Below are 15,249 nucleotides of genomic sequence, written 5' to 3' on the forward strand. Positions count from 1 at the left end.
ATCGAGGCGGGCCTGAAATGCGTGCAGGGCAAGGCGCTGGTCAATTCCATCTCGCTCAAGGAAGGCGAAGAGGCGTTCATCCATCACGCGCGGCTGGTGAAGGCTTATGGCGCAGCCGTCGTCGTTATGGCGTTTGATGAAACCGGACAGGCGGACACCAAGGCGCGCAAGGTCGAAATTTGTGCGCGGGCGTACAAAATCCTGACCGAGGTGGTCGGCCTGCCGCCCGAAGACATCATCTTCGACCCCAATGTGTTCGCTGTCGCAACCGGCATCGAGGAGCACAATAATTACGGCGTCGACTTCATCGAGGCGACCAGGGAAATCACCGACACCCTGCCGCATGTGCATATTTCGGGCGGTATCTCGAACCTGTCGTTCTCGTTCCGCGGCAATGAGCCGGTACGCGAGGCGATGCACGCCGTATTCCTCTACTATGCCATCCAGAACGGCATGGACATGGGTATCGTCAATGCCGGCCAGTTGGCGGTCTATGAAACCATCGACAAGGAATTGCGCGACGCCTGCGAGGACGTGATCCTTAACCGGCGCGCGGACTCCACGGACCGCATGCTGGAGCTTGCCGAGCGGTACAAGGGACAAGGCGGCGGAGCCGGCAAGGCCAAGGACTTGAGCTGGCGCGAACTGCCTGTGGCCGACCGCATTACCCATGCGCTGGTCAACGGGATTACCGAATATGTCGAGGCTGATACCGAGGAAGCCCGGCAAAGTTTCGAGCGGCCGCTGCACGTGATAGAAGGCCCGCTGATGGCCGGCATGAATGTGGTGGGCGATCTGTTTGGCTCGGGCAAGATGTTCCTGCCGCAGGTGGTGAAATCGGCCCGCGTGATGAAGCAGGCCGTGGCCTATCTCATGCCGTTCATGGAAGCTGAAAAGGACGCCAATGGCGATGCTGCCGGGCGCAAGAGCGCGGGCAAGGTGCTGATGGCGACCGTAAAAGGCGACGTGCACGATATCGGCAAGAACATCGTCGGCGTGGTCCTGTCCTGCAACAATTACGAGATCATTGACCTGGGCGTCATGGTGCCCAGCCAGAAGATCCTGGAGACGGCGCGAGCGGAAAAGGTCGATATCATCGGCCTGTCCGGCCTAATCACCCCGTCGCTTGATGAAATGGTGCATGTGGCGGCCGAAATGGAGCGGGAGGGCTTCGACATCCCGTTGCTGATCGGCGGGGCAACGACCAGCCGCGTGCACACGGCGGTCAAAATTCATCCGCGCTATGCGCGGGGCCAAGCCGTGCATGTGAACGACGCCAGCCGCGCGGTGGGCGTGGTTTCGAACCTGCTCTCTGACGAAACCAAGGTTTCGTTCATCGAACAGGTCCGGGCCGAATATGCCAAGGCCGCAGCGGCGCATGAGCGGGCCGAGTCCGAAAAGCGGCGCTTGCCGCTGGAAGCGGCTCGCGGCAACGCGTTCACGCCCGACTGGGCGGGGTACACGCCCCCTGCCCCCAGCTTCCTGGGCACACGCAGCTTCACCGATTTCGACCTGGCGGAAATCGCCCGATATATCGATTGGACGCCCTTCTTCCAGACTTGGGAATTGAAAGGTCGCTATCCGGCCATTCTCGAAGACGAAAAGCAGGGCGAGGCCGCCCGCGCGCTGTGGGCCGATGCCCAGAAGATGCTGGGGCAGATCATCGAAGAGCAGTGGTTCAAGCCCAAGGCCGTCATCGGCTTCTGGCCAGCCAATGCGGTGGGCGATGATATTCGTCTGTTCGTCGACGAGGGGCGCCAGGAGGAACTCGCCACATTCTTCACCTTGCGCCAGCAGCTTTCCAAGCGCGATGGCAAGCCCAATATGGCGCTTTCCGACTTCGTGGCGCCTTTGGCGACCGGCAAGCCGGATTACCTCGGTGGTTTCGTGGTCACGGCCGGCCTTGAAGAGGTAGCGATTGCCGAGCGCTATGAGCGCGCCAATGACGACTATTCCTCCATTCTCGTGAAGGCCCTGGCCGACCGGTTTGCCGAGGCCATGGCCGAATATATGCATGAGCGGGTGCGCAAGGAATATTGGGGCTATGCGCCCGATGAAGCGCTGTCACCCGACGAACTGGTCGGCGAGCCCTATCAGGGCATCCGCCCGGCGCCCGGCTATCCGGCCCAGCCCGATCACACGGAAAAGACCACCCTGTTCCGCCTGCTCGACGCAGAGAACAGCGTCGGTGTATCGCTGACCGAGAGCTATGCCATGTGGCCCGGCTCATCGGTATCAGGCATCTACATTGCCCATCCGGAAGCCTACTATTTCGGCGTGGCGAAAGTGGAGCGCGATCAGGTGATCGACTATGCGCAGCGCAAGGACATGGATGTCGAAGAGGTTGAGCGCTGGCTGGCGCCAATATTGAACTATATGCCTGGCAAGGTGGCGGCGGAGTAATTGGTAACGGGCATGTCACGGATTGACCCCATACCTGTCACGTTGATCTCGGATCCACGAACGCTGGTGCCGCTCGATGGCGACACTGTGCTGATCCGGCTGCCGGCAAATTCTGGGCATGGACATGCGGACGGCGATGTCTGCGTCGCCTGCTCCGGCATTACCGATGTGCGGGCGCTGCTCTACAACCTGCTCGAAGAGTACCGGCGCAATATGCGCCCCGCGTTTTCGCGGGTGGTGGTGGATGCCAGCGCGGTGGCGGACAAGGGACAGGTTGTTGCGGCACTCACCGGCAAATTGCCGGCGCAGGCGCTGCGGGACCATACAGTGGCACGGATGTTCGTGCTGGTGGGGTGAGCCATCTTCCCCCTTGCCAGCGGAGAGGGAGTAAGGTGCAGCCCAAGCCCCCTCACCCGGCGCTGCGCGCCGACCTCCCCCTAAAGGAGAGGTGAGAAGGGCACGAGCGGCGTGTCTGCCCGGAGATAGAGCGGATGCTTGGGCGAGCCGTCGGCATTGGTGCCGAAACACCAGAGTTCAACGCCGTCGCTGATCAGAGCCGCCACAATCTCCCGTCCGGCTGGGGCCAGTGCCCTATTGAGCTTGCCATGGCAGAGGACGACGCGCCCGGCACCGCCGGCAGCTTCCCGGATGATGGGCAGATTTGCTGGTGAGACCGCTTCGACGCCTGGCTGCACCAGCATTTTGGGATCGGTCGCGCGATAGTCGCCGATATTGCATTTGACCATGCCGGAAAAGCCTTCGCGGCGGGCAAAGTTCCACTCGCGGGCGCAGGTGGGGTCGTCCACGGTCGCATCCGCCGTGGACGGGTTCATGCCGATAAAGACGATGTAGGTCTCGGGGAATGTCTCCCCCAGCCAACGGCGCATGCGCTGGCGATAGCGGCCGTCCGCGCTCATCAGGGCGTCGCCGCGCACGCCTTCGCCCAGGCGAAGGCGCACCTTGCCGCCGGGATCATGCGCCAGATCATTCATGCCGTGAGATCGCTCGGCGGGGTGAGGCCATTCATCAGCGAAGCAGTGGTGATGGTGTTGGCCAACAGGCAGGCAATAGTCATGGGGCCGACGCCACCCGGTACCGGGGTGATGGCGGAAGCGACCTGAGCGGCTGCATCTGTGTCCACGTCGCCGACGAGGCGGGTCTTGCCCTCGCCCTTTTCCGGGGCGGGCACCCGATTGATGCCGACATCGATGACCACCGCACCCGGCTTGATCCAGTCGCCCTTGATCATCTGGGGGCGGCCGACAGCGGCCACGACGATGTCGGCCTGGCGTACCACATCGGCCAGGTCCTTTGTGCGCGAGTGCGCCACCGTAACGGTGCAATTGTCGCGCAGCAGCAACTGCGCCATGGGCTTGCCGACGAGATTGGAGCGGCCAATGATGACGGCACTCTTGCCTTCAAGCGAACCAAGCTCGTCGCGCAGCAGCATGAGGCAGCCCAGTGGCGTGCAGGATACCGGGCCGGGCAGGCCAATCTGCACCTTGCCGACATTGGCGGGGGTGAAGCAGTCGACATCCTTGGCCGGATCGATGGCTTCGATGACCTTGTTGGGGTCGATGTGCTTGGACACCGGCATCTGCACCAGGATGCCGTGAACGGCGGGGTCGGCATTGAGTTGTTGGATCAGGGCGAGCAGGTCTGCTTCAGGGGTATCGGCGGGCAATTCGTGCTTGAACGAATTCATGCCCACTTCAGCGGTCTGCTTGGCCTTGGAGGAGACATAGACCTGGCTGGCCGGGTCCTCGCCAACGATCACCACTGCCAGACCCGGGGTGATGCCGTGTTCGGCCTTGAGGCGGGCGACATGGCCGGCAATGCGGCCACGCAGATCTTCGGCAAAGCGTTTTCCGTCGATGATTTTTGCGGTCATTTCGGCCTCGATCTGCTTTAGTGCCAAGGGCGGGTGGAGGACCCGCTTTTGCGCTTCGACATAAGGGATGAGGAATGATCCGTCCATTGCTTTGGCTGCCAATTCTGGCGCTTTCGGCCACCGCTGCACTTGCACAGGACGCCTCGCTGGAGAAGCAGGCCAGGAAGCTGCATAAGCTGGCGGGGGGCGATGCCTGCGAGGGGAGCGGATATGTGCCTGAGAACGACTATGAGAGCTGGACGTTCAGCTATCTACCCAGTTGGAGTTCGGGCGAGGAAAGCGATCGTGCCGAGGTCACGCTAGTGCGGCTGTTCTGCTATTCCGGCGCTTACAACGAGAGCCACGCCTATTACCTGCTCAGGGAGTATGACGGGTTGCAGCCGCTGGGCTTTGCCGAGCCGGCCTTCGACGTGAAATATGAGAATGACGACTATAACGGGGCCGTCGAAGCCATCACGGTGGTTGGGATGACGTCCCGGAACCTGCTGGTGAACTCCTATTTTGATCCGGACACCCTGACCATCGAGTCGTTTTCGAAGTGGCGCGGGCTGGGCGATGCCAGTTCCGCGGGGACATGGGTGTTCCGCGATGGAGCGTTCTCGCTGGTCCATTTCACCGTCGATGCCAGCTATGACGGCGAAATGGACGGCGAGGTACTGGTCAATTACCAGACGGAGCAGTGAAGCGGTCATGGCCGAACAGAAGACCAAGCCACACACCGGTGATGTCGGAGAATTTCTCGCCCAGGTGGAAGATGACCGAAAGCGCGCTGACTCGCACGTGCTGGTGGAGTTGATGAGCGAAGCGACCGGGGAACCACCAGTGTTGTGGGGGACCATGGTGGGTTTCGGGCAATATCACTACCGCTATCCCACCGGGCATGAGGGCGATGCGTTTCTCGTGGGCTTTGCGCCTCGCAAGGCCGAGTTCAGCATCTATCTGATGGGCACATACTTTCCCGAAGAGAATGAAAGGCGCGAGGCGCTGCTGGCCAGGCTCGGCAAGCACCGCATGGGCAAGGCCTGTCTTTACGTCAAGCGCCTGGGCGACATCGATCTCGACGTGCTGCGCGAGCTGGTCGATATCTCGGTGCACAAGCTGCGGACCACCTATCCGAACAAGTGAAGGCCGCCACGGCATCTCTGCCGGGCGGCCTCTAGGGGATGCGACCCACCGCGCTGTTGAGGGCTTGGGGGACAAGCGGCAAATCGCTCCCGCTCATCGGTTGCATGGGTCGTTTGCTGTGCCGATGAACTACAGCGCAAGATGGTGCGCAATTGCGGCGAGAAAAGAGCCGGTCACCGAAGTGTGAAAGATGCGATGCAAACGGCACCCGCGTTGAGAAGCCGTCATGCGGCCTCTATATTGAGCGGTCAACGCAGTACGATTCCAGTTTCGCCGCCCGATCCGCGGGCCGCCCCAAAGGACAGACATGACCACACTCAGCCCGCCACGCCTTGCCACACAGTCCTTTACCGATCCGGAGGCGGCCTGGGCGCATATCGCGCATATCTATCATCGCAACTGTGCCTTCATTCGCGACCACCTCGCAGGCCTGACAAAGGGCGAGGTACCTGCCGGGCGTGTGCGTGCCTGTTATCCGCAGGTGGAAGTGCGTTCCACCAGCTATTCCAAGCATGAAAGCACCCTGCCCTATGGATATCTCCATACGCCGGGCATCTATCGCACAACGGTGACAGCGCCGGACCTGTTCAAGGGTTATCTGCAGGAGCAGTTCGCCGTCATTCTCAAGAACCATGGCGGGGCCATTGAAGTTGGCGAGTCCGATACGCCGATCCCGCTGCATTTTGCGCTGGGCCCGCGCGATCATCTCGACGGCAAGGTACTCAACGCCATGGACGTACCGTTGCGCGATCTGTTCGACGCGCCGGATTTGGGCAATACCGACGACGAGATTGCCAATGGCACCTATGTGCCGCCGCGGGGCGGGCCCTACCCGCTCTCAGCCTTTACCGCGCCGCGAGTGGATTATTCGCTGTTCCGGCTGGCGCATTACACTGGCACCGATGCCGAGCATTTCCAGAACTTCGTGATCTTCACCAATTACCAGTTCTATATCGACGAATTCTGCCGTTTGGCAAAGGGCTGGATGGCGGAAAAACATCCGCATTACCAGCGCTTTATCGAGCCGGGCAATGTCGCGACCGACAATATGCTGACCGGTGGCGGGGTGACGGGCAATCCTCCGCCGCGCACCCCACAGATGCCGGCTTATCACCTGGTGGGCGACCGCGGCCGCGGCATCACCATGATCAATATCGGTGTGGGGCCGTCCAACGCCAAAACCATCACCGACCATATCGCCGTTCTGCGTCCGCATGCCTGGATCATGCTGGGACATTGCGCGGGCCTTCGAAACAGCCAGGAACTGGGCGACTATGTGTTGGCGCACGCCTATGTGCGAGAGGACCATGTGCTCGATGCCGATCTGCCGCTTTCGGTGCCCATTCCGGCGCTGGCCGAGGTGCAGGTGGCGCTGGAACGGGCAGTGGAGGAAATCACCCAGACCGAGGGGCTGGAAACCAAGAAGATCATGCGCACCGGCACGGTGGCGACCTTCGACAACCGCAATTGGGAGCTTCGCGACCAAGTGGAAATCACGCGGCGGCTCAGCCAGTCGCGCGCCGTGGCGCTGGACATGGAATCTGCCACCATTGCGGCCAATGGTTTCCGCTTCCGCGTGCCCTATGGCACGCTATTGTGCGTGTCGGATAAGCCGCTTCATGGCGAATTGAAGCTGCCCGGCATGGCCTCGGATTTTTACCGCACGCAGGTCAACCGGCATCTGCAGATCGGGCTTCGGGCCATGGAGATTTTGCGGGACCAGCCAGCGGAACGGCTGCATTCGCGGAAACTACGCAGTTTTGCGGAGACGGCGTTTCAGTAGGCCTCTGGGTGACAGAATGCGAGCGGTTCTACTTTCTATCTTCTTCGTTCTGATCGCGATATCCGTCTGCTTGTTTTCCTATGGCCTGCTGCGTATCGCGCTGCAGTCACGGAAAGACAGATCAATTGACCGACCCTCGCGGGCACATGACTATATGGCAGGGATCGGGACACCCGCATATTTGCCCTACTACAAGATTTGCGCGGTGGGATGGCTGACCGGCATGATCGCTGTAGGGCTCGTGGGTATTGGCCATTGGGCAGGGATTCCCGAATAGAAAAAGCCCGGGATCGCTCCCGGGCATTTGCGTAACTTTTGGCGAACCGATCAGCGGCCCTTGACCACCGAATAGCCGGCATATTTGGCCGACGACCCGAGCTGCTCCTCGATGCGGATCAGCTGGTTGTACTTGGCCAGGCGATCCGAACGGCTGAGCGAGCCGGTCTTGATCTGACCGCAGTTCAGGGCCACGGCGAGGTCGGCAATGGTCGAATCCTCGGTTTCGCCCGAGCGGTGCGACATGACCGAGGTGTAGCCGGCGCGGTGCGCGGTATCGACGGCGTTCAGGGTTTCCGACAGTGAGCCGATCTGGTTGACCTTGACCAGGATCGAATTGGCGACACCCATCTTGATGCCCGATACGAGGCGCTGGGTGTTGGTGACGAAGAGATCGTCGCCGACGAGCTGGACCTTCTTGCCAATGGCGTCGGTCAGAGCCTTCCAGCCATCCCAATCGTCCTCGGCCATGCCGTCTTCGATGGTAATGATCGGATAGCGATTGGCAAGGTCCTCGAGGAAGCGGACATTTTCGTCAGAGGAGAGCGACTTGCCCTCGCCCACCATCTCATACTTGCCGTTCTTGTAGTATTCGGTGGCGGCGCAATCTAGACCGAGGAAGACGTCCTCGCCCGGCTTGTAACCGGCCTTTTCGATCGAGCGCATGATGAAGCCCAAGGCATCGTCGGCGCTTTTGAGGTTCGGGGCAAAGCCGCCTTCGTCACCCACGGAGGTGTTATGGCCCTCGGCCGAGAGACCTTTCTTGAGGGTGTGGAAGATTTCGGCGCCGATGCGCACGGCGTCGGCCAGCGACTTGGCGCCTGCGGGCAGGATCATGAATTCCTGCATGTCGATGGGATTGTCGGCATGCTCGCCGCCATTGATGATGTTCATCATCGGGACGGGCAGGACGTGGGCGTTCGGGCCGCCGATATAGCGATAGAAGGGCAGCTCGCTCGATTCGGCGGCGGCCTTGGCAACGGCGAGGGAGACGCCGAGAATGGCGTTGGCGCCGAGCTTGCCCTTGTTGGCGGTGCCATCGAGCTCGATCATGGCCTGGTCGATGGCGAGCTGATCAAGCGCGTCCATGCCCTGGATCTCGTCGGCAATGACGGTGTTGACGTTCTCGACTGCCTGGGTCACGCCCTTGCCCATATAGAGAGCGCCGCCGTCGCGCAGTTCCACGGCCTCATGGGCGCCGGTCGAGGCGCCTGACGGCACGGCCGCGCGGCCAAAGCTGCCATCGTCCAGCACCACATCGACCTCGACGGTCGGGTTGCCGCGGCTGTCGAAAATCTGGCGGCCATTGACGTGGATAATTGAAGACATGCGAGCCCTTCCCGGAAAGCTTTTTGGGTGTGAGTGCCTGTCTAGACGGGCCGTGTGACAGTGAAAAGAGGGGATGCGCAAAAAACGCGCATAGAAAGCCTGCTAGACGGCCAGTTTGCCTTTGGTGATGAGCCAGGACACCGATTCCTGCACCGCTTCGAGTGAACTATAGCGCGGAGCGTATCCGAGCAGCCGGCGCCCCTTGGCGATGCTGGCATTGGGGCTACGGGCAATATGCTCCCAGGTCGCCTGAGCATTCTCGGGCGTCTGCATCGCCTTCCATTCCTCCCAGGGGTGGAAGCTCAGCGATGGCTGCTTGCCAAACCAGCGATACATGGCTTCGGCATAGTGGCGGAGGGTGATGGCGCCGGGCGAGACAGCATGGAAGGCTTCCCCTACGGACACGCTCCAATTCTCCATGGCCAGCATCAGCAGGACGGCGATGTCATCCGCGTGGATATGATGCACTGTCTCCATGCCGAAATTGGGCAAGGCCAATGTTCCGCCGCGCGCGATCGTTTCGAACGCGATATTGTCGAAGTGACCAGCGGGATTGAGTGGCGACCACCCCTGCCCCACGATGTGGCCGGGATGCAGAATGGTGACCGGGAAGCCGTCACGCCGCGCCAGACCGAGCAGATAGTCTTCTATGGCGGCCTTCTGCAGGCCGTATTCGCCGAAGGGCCTCTTGGTGACGTCCTCGGGCGCCGGCACGACCTCGGAAAAGCCATGCGTCCAGATTGTGCCGATATGGAGGAAGTGGCGGACCTTGCCGATCAGGGCCTCTGCCAGTTGGCGGGCGCTGTCGAGGGTGAAGCAGATATTGTCGATGACAATGTCGGGATTGAGATCGGCGATCGCCCGGCCGAAGTCTCCGCTGGCCTCGGCGGCCGCGCGGTCGATCCGCACGCGCGTTACATGCTCCCAGGCCGTGTTCGGAAGATAGGGCTCGGAGGTGCCACGTGTCACTGCGACGACATCATGGCCAGCCCGGACGAGGCGCGGAACGAGATAGGTGCCGATATGACCCGTGGCCCCGATAACGACAATGCGTGCCATGATTGATCCCCTCCCGTCTGGTCCGAATGCCTTCCATGTCCTAACATGTCAGGGCATGCTGTCCAGCTTGCAGATTCCGGAGGAGACCGACGTGACAAGCCCGCTCATCAAGCAGGTGGCCCATACCTGCATTTTCGCCCGCGACCTCGACGCCGTGGAAGCCTTCTATCGCGACGTGCTGGGAGTGGCGCCAAAATTCGATTTCAAGCGCGGAGAGGACCGCATCGGCTTCTATCTCGATTTCGGCAACCGCACCTTCGTCGAAGTGTTCCGCAAAGGCGAGAGCCGCTTCGAAGACACCAACCAGATCAATCACATCTGCTTCGAGACCGACGATATCGACGGCTTCATGGCCAATGCGAAGGCCAAGGGTGTGTCGGTGACAGACAAGAAACTGGGTGTCGACCACACCTGGCAATGCTGGCTGGCCGACCCGAGCGGGGTCAAGATTGAGATCTTTCAGTATACGCCCGAGAGCATGCAATTCGGGCCCGACGGCGTGGTCTGCCAGGTGGATTGGTGAGCCGGTCTTCGTCGGCACTCGCTACCCAGCGGCCGGCAATGACCCATCGATAAGGCGATAGAAGACCTCCAAGGCTTCCCGTGAGCGCATTTGCGCCTGCAACTCTGACAGCGCAGACGCGTCGTTGATGACGCGCCTGATCTGCAGATCGCCGATCAGCAAACCGAGGAACCACTGTGTCGCCTGTTTCGCGGTGACTGCTTTCCCCTGGCAGAGGCGTTCCATGACGCCTTCGAACAGTGGCATGATCTCGTTCCTGCCACCCGCGGATATGGCCGCACCCAATGCGCCGTTTGGATCCGCTGCCGCAGCCCGATTGAGCAGAATGGCGCGTTCGCCAAGGAGCATGGTGAGAAAGATCGGGGCCACCCTCTCCAGCGTCTGTCTGGGGTCAGCCTGCGCCTGAATGGCGTCGGAGAGTATCATCCGCGTTTCGGCGGCATTGTCCCGTACCATGGCCCTGAACAGACCATCCTTGTCGCCATACCAGCGATAGAGGGTTTCGTTGGATGCCTTGGCCGCGCGGGCAATGTAGAGCATCGAGGTCCCCCCATAGCCGTGCGTGGCCAGGAGCTCATAGGCTGCGCGACAAATCTGCTCGTGACGCTCTTTTCGCCTGTCTTCTTTCACCCGCTCCCCCGCTTTACAAATAATCGTACACATGTATACGGTTATGTATGTCCGTACATATTTGTACGGAAAATGGCGCATTAGCAAGGGAGCCGGCAATGCGTATTCTGTCCGTCGTCGTGATCACGGTGTCGCTTGTGTTGAGCGCAGCCATTTTCGGCTTCTTCTATGCCTGGGTCTGCTCGACCATGTGGGGGCTTGATGCGGCCGACCCCAGGATAGCCATCGCGGCCATGCAGGCGATGAATGCTTCGGTGCGCAATGCGGTCTTTGCGCCCGCCTTCTTCGGTACACCGATTGCACTGGGACTGACTGCCGCCCTGCTCCTCGCGCAGAAGCACCGATTGAGTGCGGCTGCGTTCGCGCTGGCTGCCGCTCTCTATGCCGGGTTTTGCCTCATGGTGACCTTGGGGGTGAATGTCCCCATGAACGAAGCTCTGGCGACAGTCGCCATACCTCAGGACGTCGCGTCGGCCAAAACTATCTGGCAGGACTACTCGCAACCATGGCAATTCTGGAACCAGCTCCGCACCATAGCCTCGGGCCTCGCCTTCCTGGCAGCCCTGTCGGGGCTCTTCCTATACAAGGATGCATCCCGCGCGGCCTCTACAGCCGCCTGATCAGTCTTCCCGCTTGTGCCCGTCGATATGTTTATCGGCCTTCGCCTTTTCGGCCGCATCCTTGAGCTTTTCGGCCTTGGTGCGGCCGAACTTCAAGCGGTTCGCCTCGGCCGCCGCTTCCTTTTCGGTGCGGGCCTTGGCCTTGCGGGCTTTGGAGAGGGAGAGAATTTCAGCCATGTGGTGTCTCCAGACAATGGGAGCTTAGCATGGCGCCCTGCCCTCGCCCAACACAGTGCCGTCCACGGGCTTGACCCGAGGACCAGTTCCAACGCGTATAGAGTGGACAGAGGCCCTTGGGCAAAGCCCGAGGGCGGAACCGTATTGGGAATAGCCTTCTATGCCTAGACCAACCGGCTCTGGTCCATCGCAGCAGCAATGAAGCTGGTGAAGAGCGGGTGTGGCTCGAACGGCTTGGATTTCAGTTCGGGGTGGAACTGCACGCCGATGAACCAGGGGTGATCAGTGCGCTCGACAATTTCGGGCAGCTTGCCGTCGGGCGAGACACCGGAGAACAGCAGGCCGTTCTTTTCCAGCAGCTTGCGATACTCCATGTTCACCTCATAGCGGTGACGATGGCGCTCCGAAATGCGGGTGGAACCATAAATGTCGGCGACGCGGGAGCCGCGCGTCAGCTGGGCCGGATAGGCGCCCAAGCGCAATGTGCCGCCCATGTCACCCTCAGCCCCGCGGGTTTCTTTCTCGTTGCCCTTCACCCATTCGGTCATCATGCCCACGATCGGTTCCTTGGTCGGGCCGAATTCGGTGGATGAGGCATTCTTGATGCCCGCGGTGTTGCGGGCGGCCTCGATACAAGCCATCTGCATGCCGAAACAGATGCCGAAATAGGGCACGTCCTTGATGCGGGCGAAGCGCGCCGCTTCGATCTTGCCGGCCGAGCCGCGCTCGCCGAAGCCGCCGGGCACTAGAATGCCGTGTACGTGCTCAAGATAGGGCGCGGGGTCGTCGCGTTCGAAGACTTCGGAGTCGATCCATTGCAGGTTGACCTTCACCTTGTTGGCGATCCCGCCATGGGTGAGCGCTTCAGAGAGCGACTTATAGGCGTCCTTAAGGCCAGTATATTTGCCGACGATGGCGATATTCACCTCGCCTTCGGGATTGTGGTAGCGGCGCGATACCTCGTCCCAGGCAGACAAATCGGGTTCGGGTGCGTCGGTAATGCCGAAGGCCGCGAGGATTTCGCGGTCCAGCCCTTCCTTGTGATAGGCGACCGGCACGTCATAGATCGAGGCAACGTCCAAGCCCTGGATGACGGCGGTTTCGCGGACGTTGCAGAAGAGACTGAGCTTCTTCTTTTCGCCTTCGGGTATGGGCCGGTCGCAGCGGACCAGCAGTACGTCCGGCGCAATGCCGATCGAGCGCAATTCCTTGACGGAGTGCTGCGTCGGCTTGGTCTTGAGCTCCCCGGCAGAGGGGATGTAGGGCATCAGGGTCAGATGGAGATAGGCCGCGTGGTTGCGCGGCAACTCGTTGCCAAGCTGGCGAATGGCTTCAAAGAAAGGCAGACCCTCGATGTCGCCCACGGTGCCGCCGATCTCGACCAGCACGAAATCGTAGTCCTCATTACCATCGAGAACGAAACTCTTGATGGCATCGGTCACGTGGGGAATGACCTGTACGGTCGCGCCCAGGAACTCGCCCTTGCGCTCCTTGGCCAAGAGGTCCGAATAGATCCGGCCGGAGGTGACGTTGTCCTGCTTGTTGGCGGCGCGCCCGGTGAAGCGCTCGTAGTGGCCCAGGTCAAGGTCGGTCTCGGCACCGTCATCGGTGACGAAGACCTCGCCATGCTGGGTCGGCGACATCGTGCCGGGATCCACATTGAGATAGGGGTCGAGCTTGCGCAGGCGGACCTTATAGCCGCGTGCCTGCAGGACAGCGCCAAGCGCCGCCGAAGCCAGACCTTTGCCAAGGGAGGAAACCACGCCTCCGGTGATGAATACGTACCGAGCCATGGGCGATCACCATAAGCACATCATTGTCGATTCGCAGAGCGGGAAAGCCGCTCTACACAAAAAGAAGAAGGGGATGTCGCCATCCCCTTTTTCACGGACGCCTTGCGGCGGATCAGTTGCCCGTCGGCGCCGCGGGCGTTTCAGTAGCGGTGCCACCCGAAGCGTCGTCGGGCGTTGCAGCAGCATCAGCGCCGGCAGCAGGCGCCTCGGGAACCGGCAGGTCACCCTGAGTCGGCTGAGTCGTCGTTGCGTCGACGGCCGGTGTCGCCGTATCGGTCGGCAGGGGCAGGTCGGAGGTGTCGTCGCCCTGCAATGCATTGAGCGCATCGAGCACGGTGGACGGCTGCGTGCCATCTTCCAACGTCGTGGCATTATCCAGGATGCTGGAGGTCCCGCGATCAAGCTCGTTCAGAATGGTCAGACCGATCGCGGAGGCAAAGAACAGCACCGCAAGGATGGCCGTGGTCCGGGTCAAAAGATTGGCCGAGCCGCGGGCGGTCATCAGGCCGCCGCCACCACCGCCACCAATGCCGAGAGCGCCCCCTTCGGAACGCTGGATCAGGATGACGACAATCAGCGCCAGCACGATCAGCAAATAGGCGACGAGCAGTACGTTGGCCATGAATCTCTTGTCTTTGCGTCGGTCCGGACATGCCAAAAGGCCCGCCCGGGTTGGAAAGGATGCGGGGTCATACACCCCCCGAACGGCAAATACCAGCCGCCCGCAGCGCTTTTTCGCCGCAAGCGGATGACCGCCCGGTTGCTCTAGACGGCGGAGATAATCGTATAGAAGTCCTTTGCCAAGAGGCTTGCGCCGCCAACAAGACCGCCATTGACGTTGCCGACGCGCAGGATTTCATGTGCATTCTGCGGCTTGAGCGAACCGCCGTAGAGAATGCGGATGCTCTCCCCCTTGGAAAGGCCGAAGCGATCGACAAGGCGCGCGCGAATGGCATTGTGCATCTGGTCAATCTCATCGATCGTGGGCGTCCGCCCGGTGCCGATGGCCCATACCGGTTCGTAAGCGACAATCACTTCGTGGAGTTCGGCCGCATCGGGAATCGAGGCCGCCAGCTGGGCCGAGACCACCGCTTCGGCCTCGTTGGCGTCCCGTTGAGCCTCGGTCTCGCCAATACAGATGATTGGCTTGAGGCCGGCGCCGATGGCCGCCTCTGCCTTCGCGCGGACGGTCTCGTCGGTTTCCCCGTGATTTGTGCGGCGCTCTGAGTGGCCAACAATGACATATTGCGCGCCGGCATCGGCCAGCATGCTGGCGGAGATGTCGCCGGTATGGGCGCCGTGAGATTCCTGGTGACAATCCTGCCCACCGGCGATGATGCCGCTCGATGCGCCCTGGGCAGCCACAGCGGCGAGCAGGGTGGCGGGTGGACAGACCACGACGAGGGCCCGCGGCGACTCGCCTGTGGTCAGCAGACGCGCAAGTTCGGTCAGCTCATCCAGCGAGTGGGTGAGCCCGTTCATCTTCCAATTTCCGGCGATCAGCGGTGATACGGTCGACAATCTTGGTACTCCTGCCTCTTGCGCCGGACGGGGCTTTGCCCTAACCCCGGCTGTCGTATTTGTCTTAGTAGTCCGTCCCTGGCCATAGGGTAAAGGGTCGGACCCGAAACTGGAACGCT

Annotated in this window: 16 protein-coding genes; 7 read left to right on the forward strand and 9 right to left on the reverse strand. The window is 61.3% G+C overall.

Annotation, left to right across the window (positions count from 1 at the left end; translation table 11 throughout):
- Positions 1-2,403: methionine synthase (metH, locus tag QZ564_RS09735; protein ID WP_297108557.1), on the forward strand; the 2,403-nt coding region annotated here is incomplete at its 5' end.
- A gap of 12 nt (positions 2,404-2,415) precedes the next feature.
- The gene (locus QZ564_RS09740; protein WP_297108560.1) at positions 2,416-2,760 is read left to right on the forward strand and encodes a hypothetical protein; all 345 of its coding nucleotides are present in this window, start codon (positions 2,416-2,418) and stop codon (positions 2,758-2,760) included.
- 80 nt (positions 2,761-2,840) lie between these two features.
- Here the strand turns inward: QZ564_RS09740 and QZ564_RS09745 are convergent, their stop codons facing one another.
- Complete coding sequence (locus QZ564_RS09745) at positions 2,841-3,395, reverse strand: DUF1643 domain-containing protein (protein WP_297108563.1); 555 nt, start codon at positions 3,393-3,395, stop codon at positions 2,841-2,843.
- Positions 3,392-4,294 (reverse strand): bifunctional methylenetetrahydrofolate dehydrogenase/methenyltetrahydrofolate cyclohydrolase FolD, encoded by a 903-nt coding sequence (gene folD / locus QZ564_RS09750; protein WP_297108688.1) that lies wholly within the window; start codon positions 4,292-4,294, stop codon positions 3,392-3,394. Before folD ends, QZ564_RS09745 begins: the two co-directional genes overlap by 4 nt.
- Before the next feature lie 74 nt (positions 4,295-4,368).
- On the opposite strand from folD, the gene QZ564_RS09755 reads away from it, so the two are divergent.
- The 3 genes from QZ564_RS09755 (at position 4,369) to QZ564_RS09765 (ending at position 7,202) form a co-directional block, all read left to right on the forward strand.
- Positions 4,369-4,977 carry a DUF1176 domain-containing protein gene (locus QZ564_RS09755; RefSeq protein WP_297108566.1) on the forward strand — a complete coding sequence of 203 codons (609 nt, stop codon included), beginning with the start codon at positions 4,369-4,371 and terminating at the stop codon, positions 4,975-4,977.
- Between the two features lie 7 nt (positions 4,978-4,984).
- Positions 4,985-5,419 (forward strand): DUF1801 domain-containing protein, encoded by a 435-nt coding sequence (locus QZ564_RS09760; protein WP_297108569.1) that lies wholly within the window; start codon positions 4,985-4,987, stop codon positions 5,417-5,419.
- A 307-nt stretch (positions 5,420-5,726) separates the two neighbouring features.
- Positions 5,727-7,202: an AMP nucleosidase gene (locus QZ564_RS09765; protein WP_297108572.1), complete on the forward strand. Its 1,476-nt coding sequence runs from the start codon at positions 5,727-5,729 to the stop codon at positions 7,200-7,202.
- 327 nt (positions 7,203-7,529) lie between these two features.
- Here QZ564_RS09765 and eno read toward each other — a convergent pair whose 3' ends face one another.
- Complete coding sequence (gene eno, locus QZ564_RS09770; RefSeq protein ID WP_297108575.1) at positions 7,530-8,807, reverse strand: phosphopyruvate hydratase; 1,278 nt, start codon at positions 8,805-8,807, stop codon at positions 7,530-7,532.
- A 102-nt stretch (positions 8,808-8,909) separates the two neighbouring features.
- Positions 8,910-9,866: an NAD-dependent epimerase/dehydratase family protein gene (locus tag QZ564_RS09775; protein ID WP_297108578.1), complete on the reverse strand. Its 957-nt coding sequence runs from the start codon at positions 9,864-9,866 to the stop codon at positions 8,910-8,912.
- 91 nt (positions 9,867-9,957) lie between these two features.
- Here QZ564_RS09775 and QZ564_RS09780 point away from each other — a divergent pair, with 91 nt between their 5' ends.
- Complete coding sequence (locus QZ564_RS09780; protein WP_297108581.1) at positions 9,958-10,389, forward strand: VOC family protein; 432 nt, start codon at positions 9,958-9,960, stop codon at positions 10,387-10,389.
- 21 nt (positions 10,390-10,410) lie between these two features.
- On the opposite strand, the gene QZ564_RS09785 is transcribed toward QZ564_RS09780, so the two are convergent.
- Positions 10,411-11,052: a TetR/AcrR family transcriptional regulator gene (locus tag QZ564_RS09785; RefSeq protein ID WP_297108584.1), complete on the reverse strand. Its 642-nt coding sequence runs from the start codon at positions 11,050-11,052 to the stop codon at positions 10,411-10,413.
- 65 nt (positions 11,053-11,117) lie between these two features.
- On the opposite strand from QZ564_RS09785, the gene QZ564_RS09790 reads away from it, so the two are divergent.
- Positions 11,118-11,639 carry an anthrone oxygenase family protein gene (locus QZ564_RS09790; RefSeq protein ID WP_297108586.1) on the forward strand — a complete coding sequence of 174 codons (522 nt, stop codon included), beginning with the start codon at positions 11,118-11,120 and terminating at the stop codon, positions 11,637-11,639.
- On the opposite strand, the gene QZ564_RS09795 is transcribed toward QZ564_RS09790, so the two are convergent.
- The 4 genes from QZ564_RS09795 to tpiA all read right to left on the reverse strand — a co-directional run bounded on the left by QZ564_RS09795 (position 11,640) and on the right by tpiA (position 15,130).
- Positions 11,640-11,816, reverse strand: a complete 177-nt coding sequence (locus QZ564_RS09795) for a DUF4169 family protein (protein WP_297108589.1) — start codon at positions 11,814-11,816, stop codon at positions 11,640-11,642. It lies immediately after the preceding gene.
- 164 nt (positions 11,817-11,980) lie between these two features.
- Entirely contained in the window at positions 11,981-13,609 is a 1,629-nt protein-coding gene (locus QZ564_RS09800; RefSeq protein ID WP_297108591.1) for a CTP synthase, read from the reverse strand.
- Positions 13,610-13,721: 112 nt separating this feature from the next.
- A complete protein-coding gene (gene secG / locus QZ564_RS09805; protein ID WP_297108594.1) occupies positions 13,722-14,231 on the reverse strand; it encodes a preprotein translocase subunit SecG in 510 nt (169 codons plus the stop codon).
- A gap of 143 nt (positions 14,232-14,374) precedes the next feature.
- Positions 14,375-15,130: a triose-phosphate isomerase gene (gene tpiA, locus QZ564_RS09810; protein WP_297108597.1), complete on the reverse strand. Its 756-nt coding sequence runs from the start codon at positions 15,128-15,130 to the stop codon at positions 14,375-14,377.
- Positions 15,131-15,249 lie beyond the last annotated feature (119 nt).

The sequence above is a fragment of the uncultured Devosia sp. genome (assembly GCF_913055165.1).
In the GTDB taxonomy this organism is placed as follows: domain Bacteria; phylum Pseudomonadota; class Alphaproteobacteria; order Rhizobiales; family Devosiaceae; genus Devosia.

What these genes read in the sequence shown, in the direction of transcription:
- folD (WP_297108688.1), bottom strand. Translation starts at nt 4,294, where the DNA reads ATGACCGCAAAAATCATCGACGGAAAACGCTTTGCCGAAGATCTGCGT.
- QZ564_RS09795 (WP_297108589.1), bottom strand. Translation starts at nt 11,816, where the DNA reads ATGGCTGAAATTCTCTCCCTCTCCAAAGCCCGCAAGGCCAAGGCCCGC.
- QZ564_RS09800 (WP_297108591.1), bottom strand. Translation starts at nt 13,609, where the DNA reads ATGGCTCGGTACGTATTCATCACCGGAGGCGTGGTTTCCTCCCTTGGC.
- secG (WP_297108594.1), bottom strand. Translation starts at nt 14,231, where the DNA reads ATGGCCAACGTACTGCTCGTCGCCTATTTGCTGATCGTGCTGGCGCTG.
- QZ564_RS09755 (WP_297108566.1), top strand. Translation starts at nt 4,369, where the DNA reads ATGATCCGTCCATTGCTTTGGCTGCCAATTCTGGCGCTTTCGGCCACC.
- QZ564_RS09745 (WP_297108563.1), bottom strand. Translation starts at nt 3,395, where the DNA reads ATGAATGATCTGGCGCATGATCCCGGCGGCAAGGTGCGCCTTCGCCTG.
- QZ564_RS09740 (WP_297108560.1), top strand. Translation starts at nt 2,416, where the DNA reads ATGTCACGGATTGACCCCATACCTGTCACGTTGATCTCGGATCCACGA.
- QZ564_RS09790 (WP_297108586.1), top strand. Translation starts at nt 11,118, where the DNA reads ATGCGTATTCTGTCCGTCGTCGTGATCACGGTGTCGCTTGTGTTGAGC.
- eno (WP_297108575.1), bottom strand. Translation starts at nt 8,807, where the DNA reads ATGTCTTCAATTATCCACGTCAATGGCCGCCAGATTTTCGACAGCCGC.
- QZ564_RS09765 (WP_297108572.1), top strand. Translation starts at nt 5,727, where the DNA reads ATGACCACACTCAGCCCGCCACGCCTTGCCACACAGTCCTTTACCGAT.
- QZ564_RS09760 (WP_297108569.1), top strand. Translation starts at nt 4,985, where the DNA reads ATGGCCGAACAGAAGACCAAGCCACACACCGGTGATGTCGGAGAATTT.
- QZ564_RS09775 (WP_297108578.1), bottom strand. Translation starts at nt 9,866, where the DNA reads ATGGCACGCATTGTCGTTATCGGGGCCACGGGTCATATCGGCACCTAT.
- QZ564_RS09785 (WP_297108584.1), bottom strand. Translation starts at nt 11,052, where the DNA reads ATGTGTACGATTATTTGTAAAGCGGGGGAGCGGGTGAAAGAAGACAGG.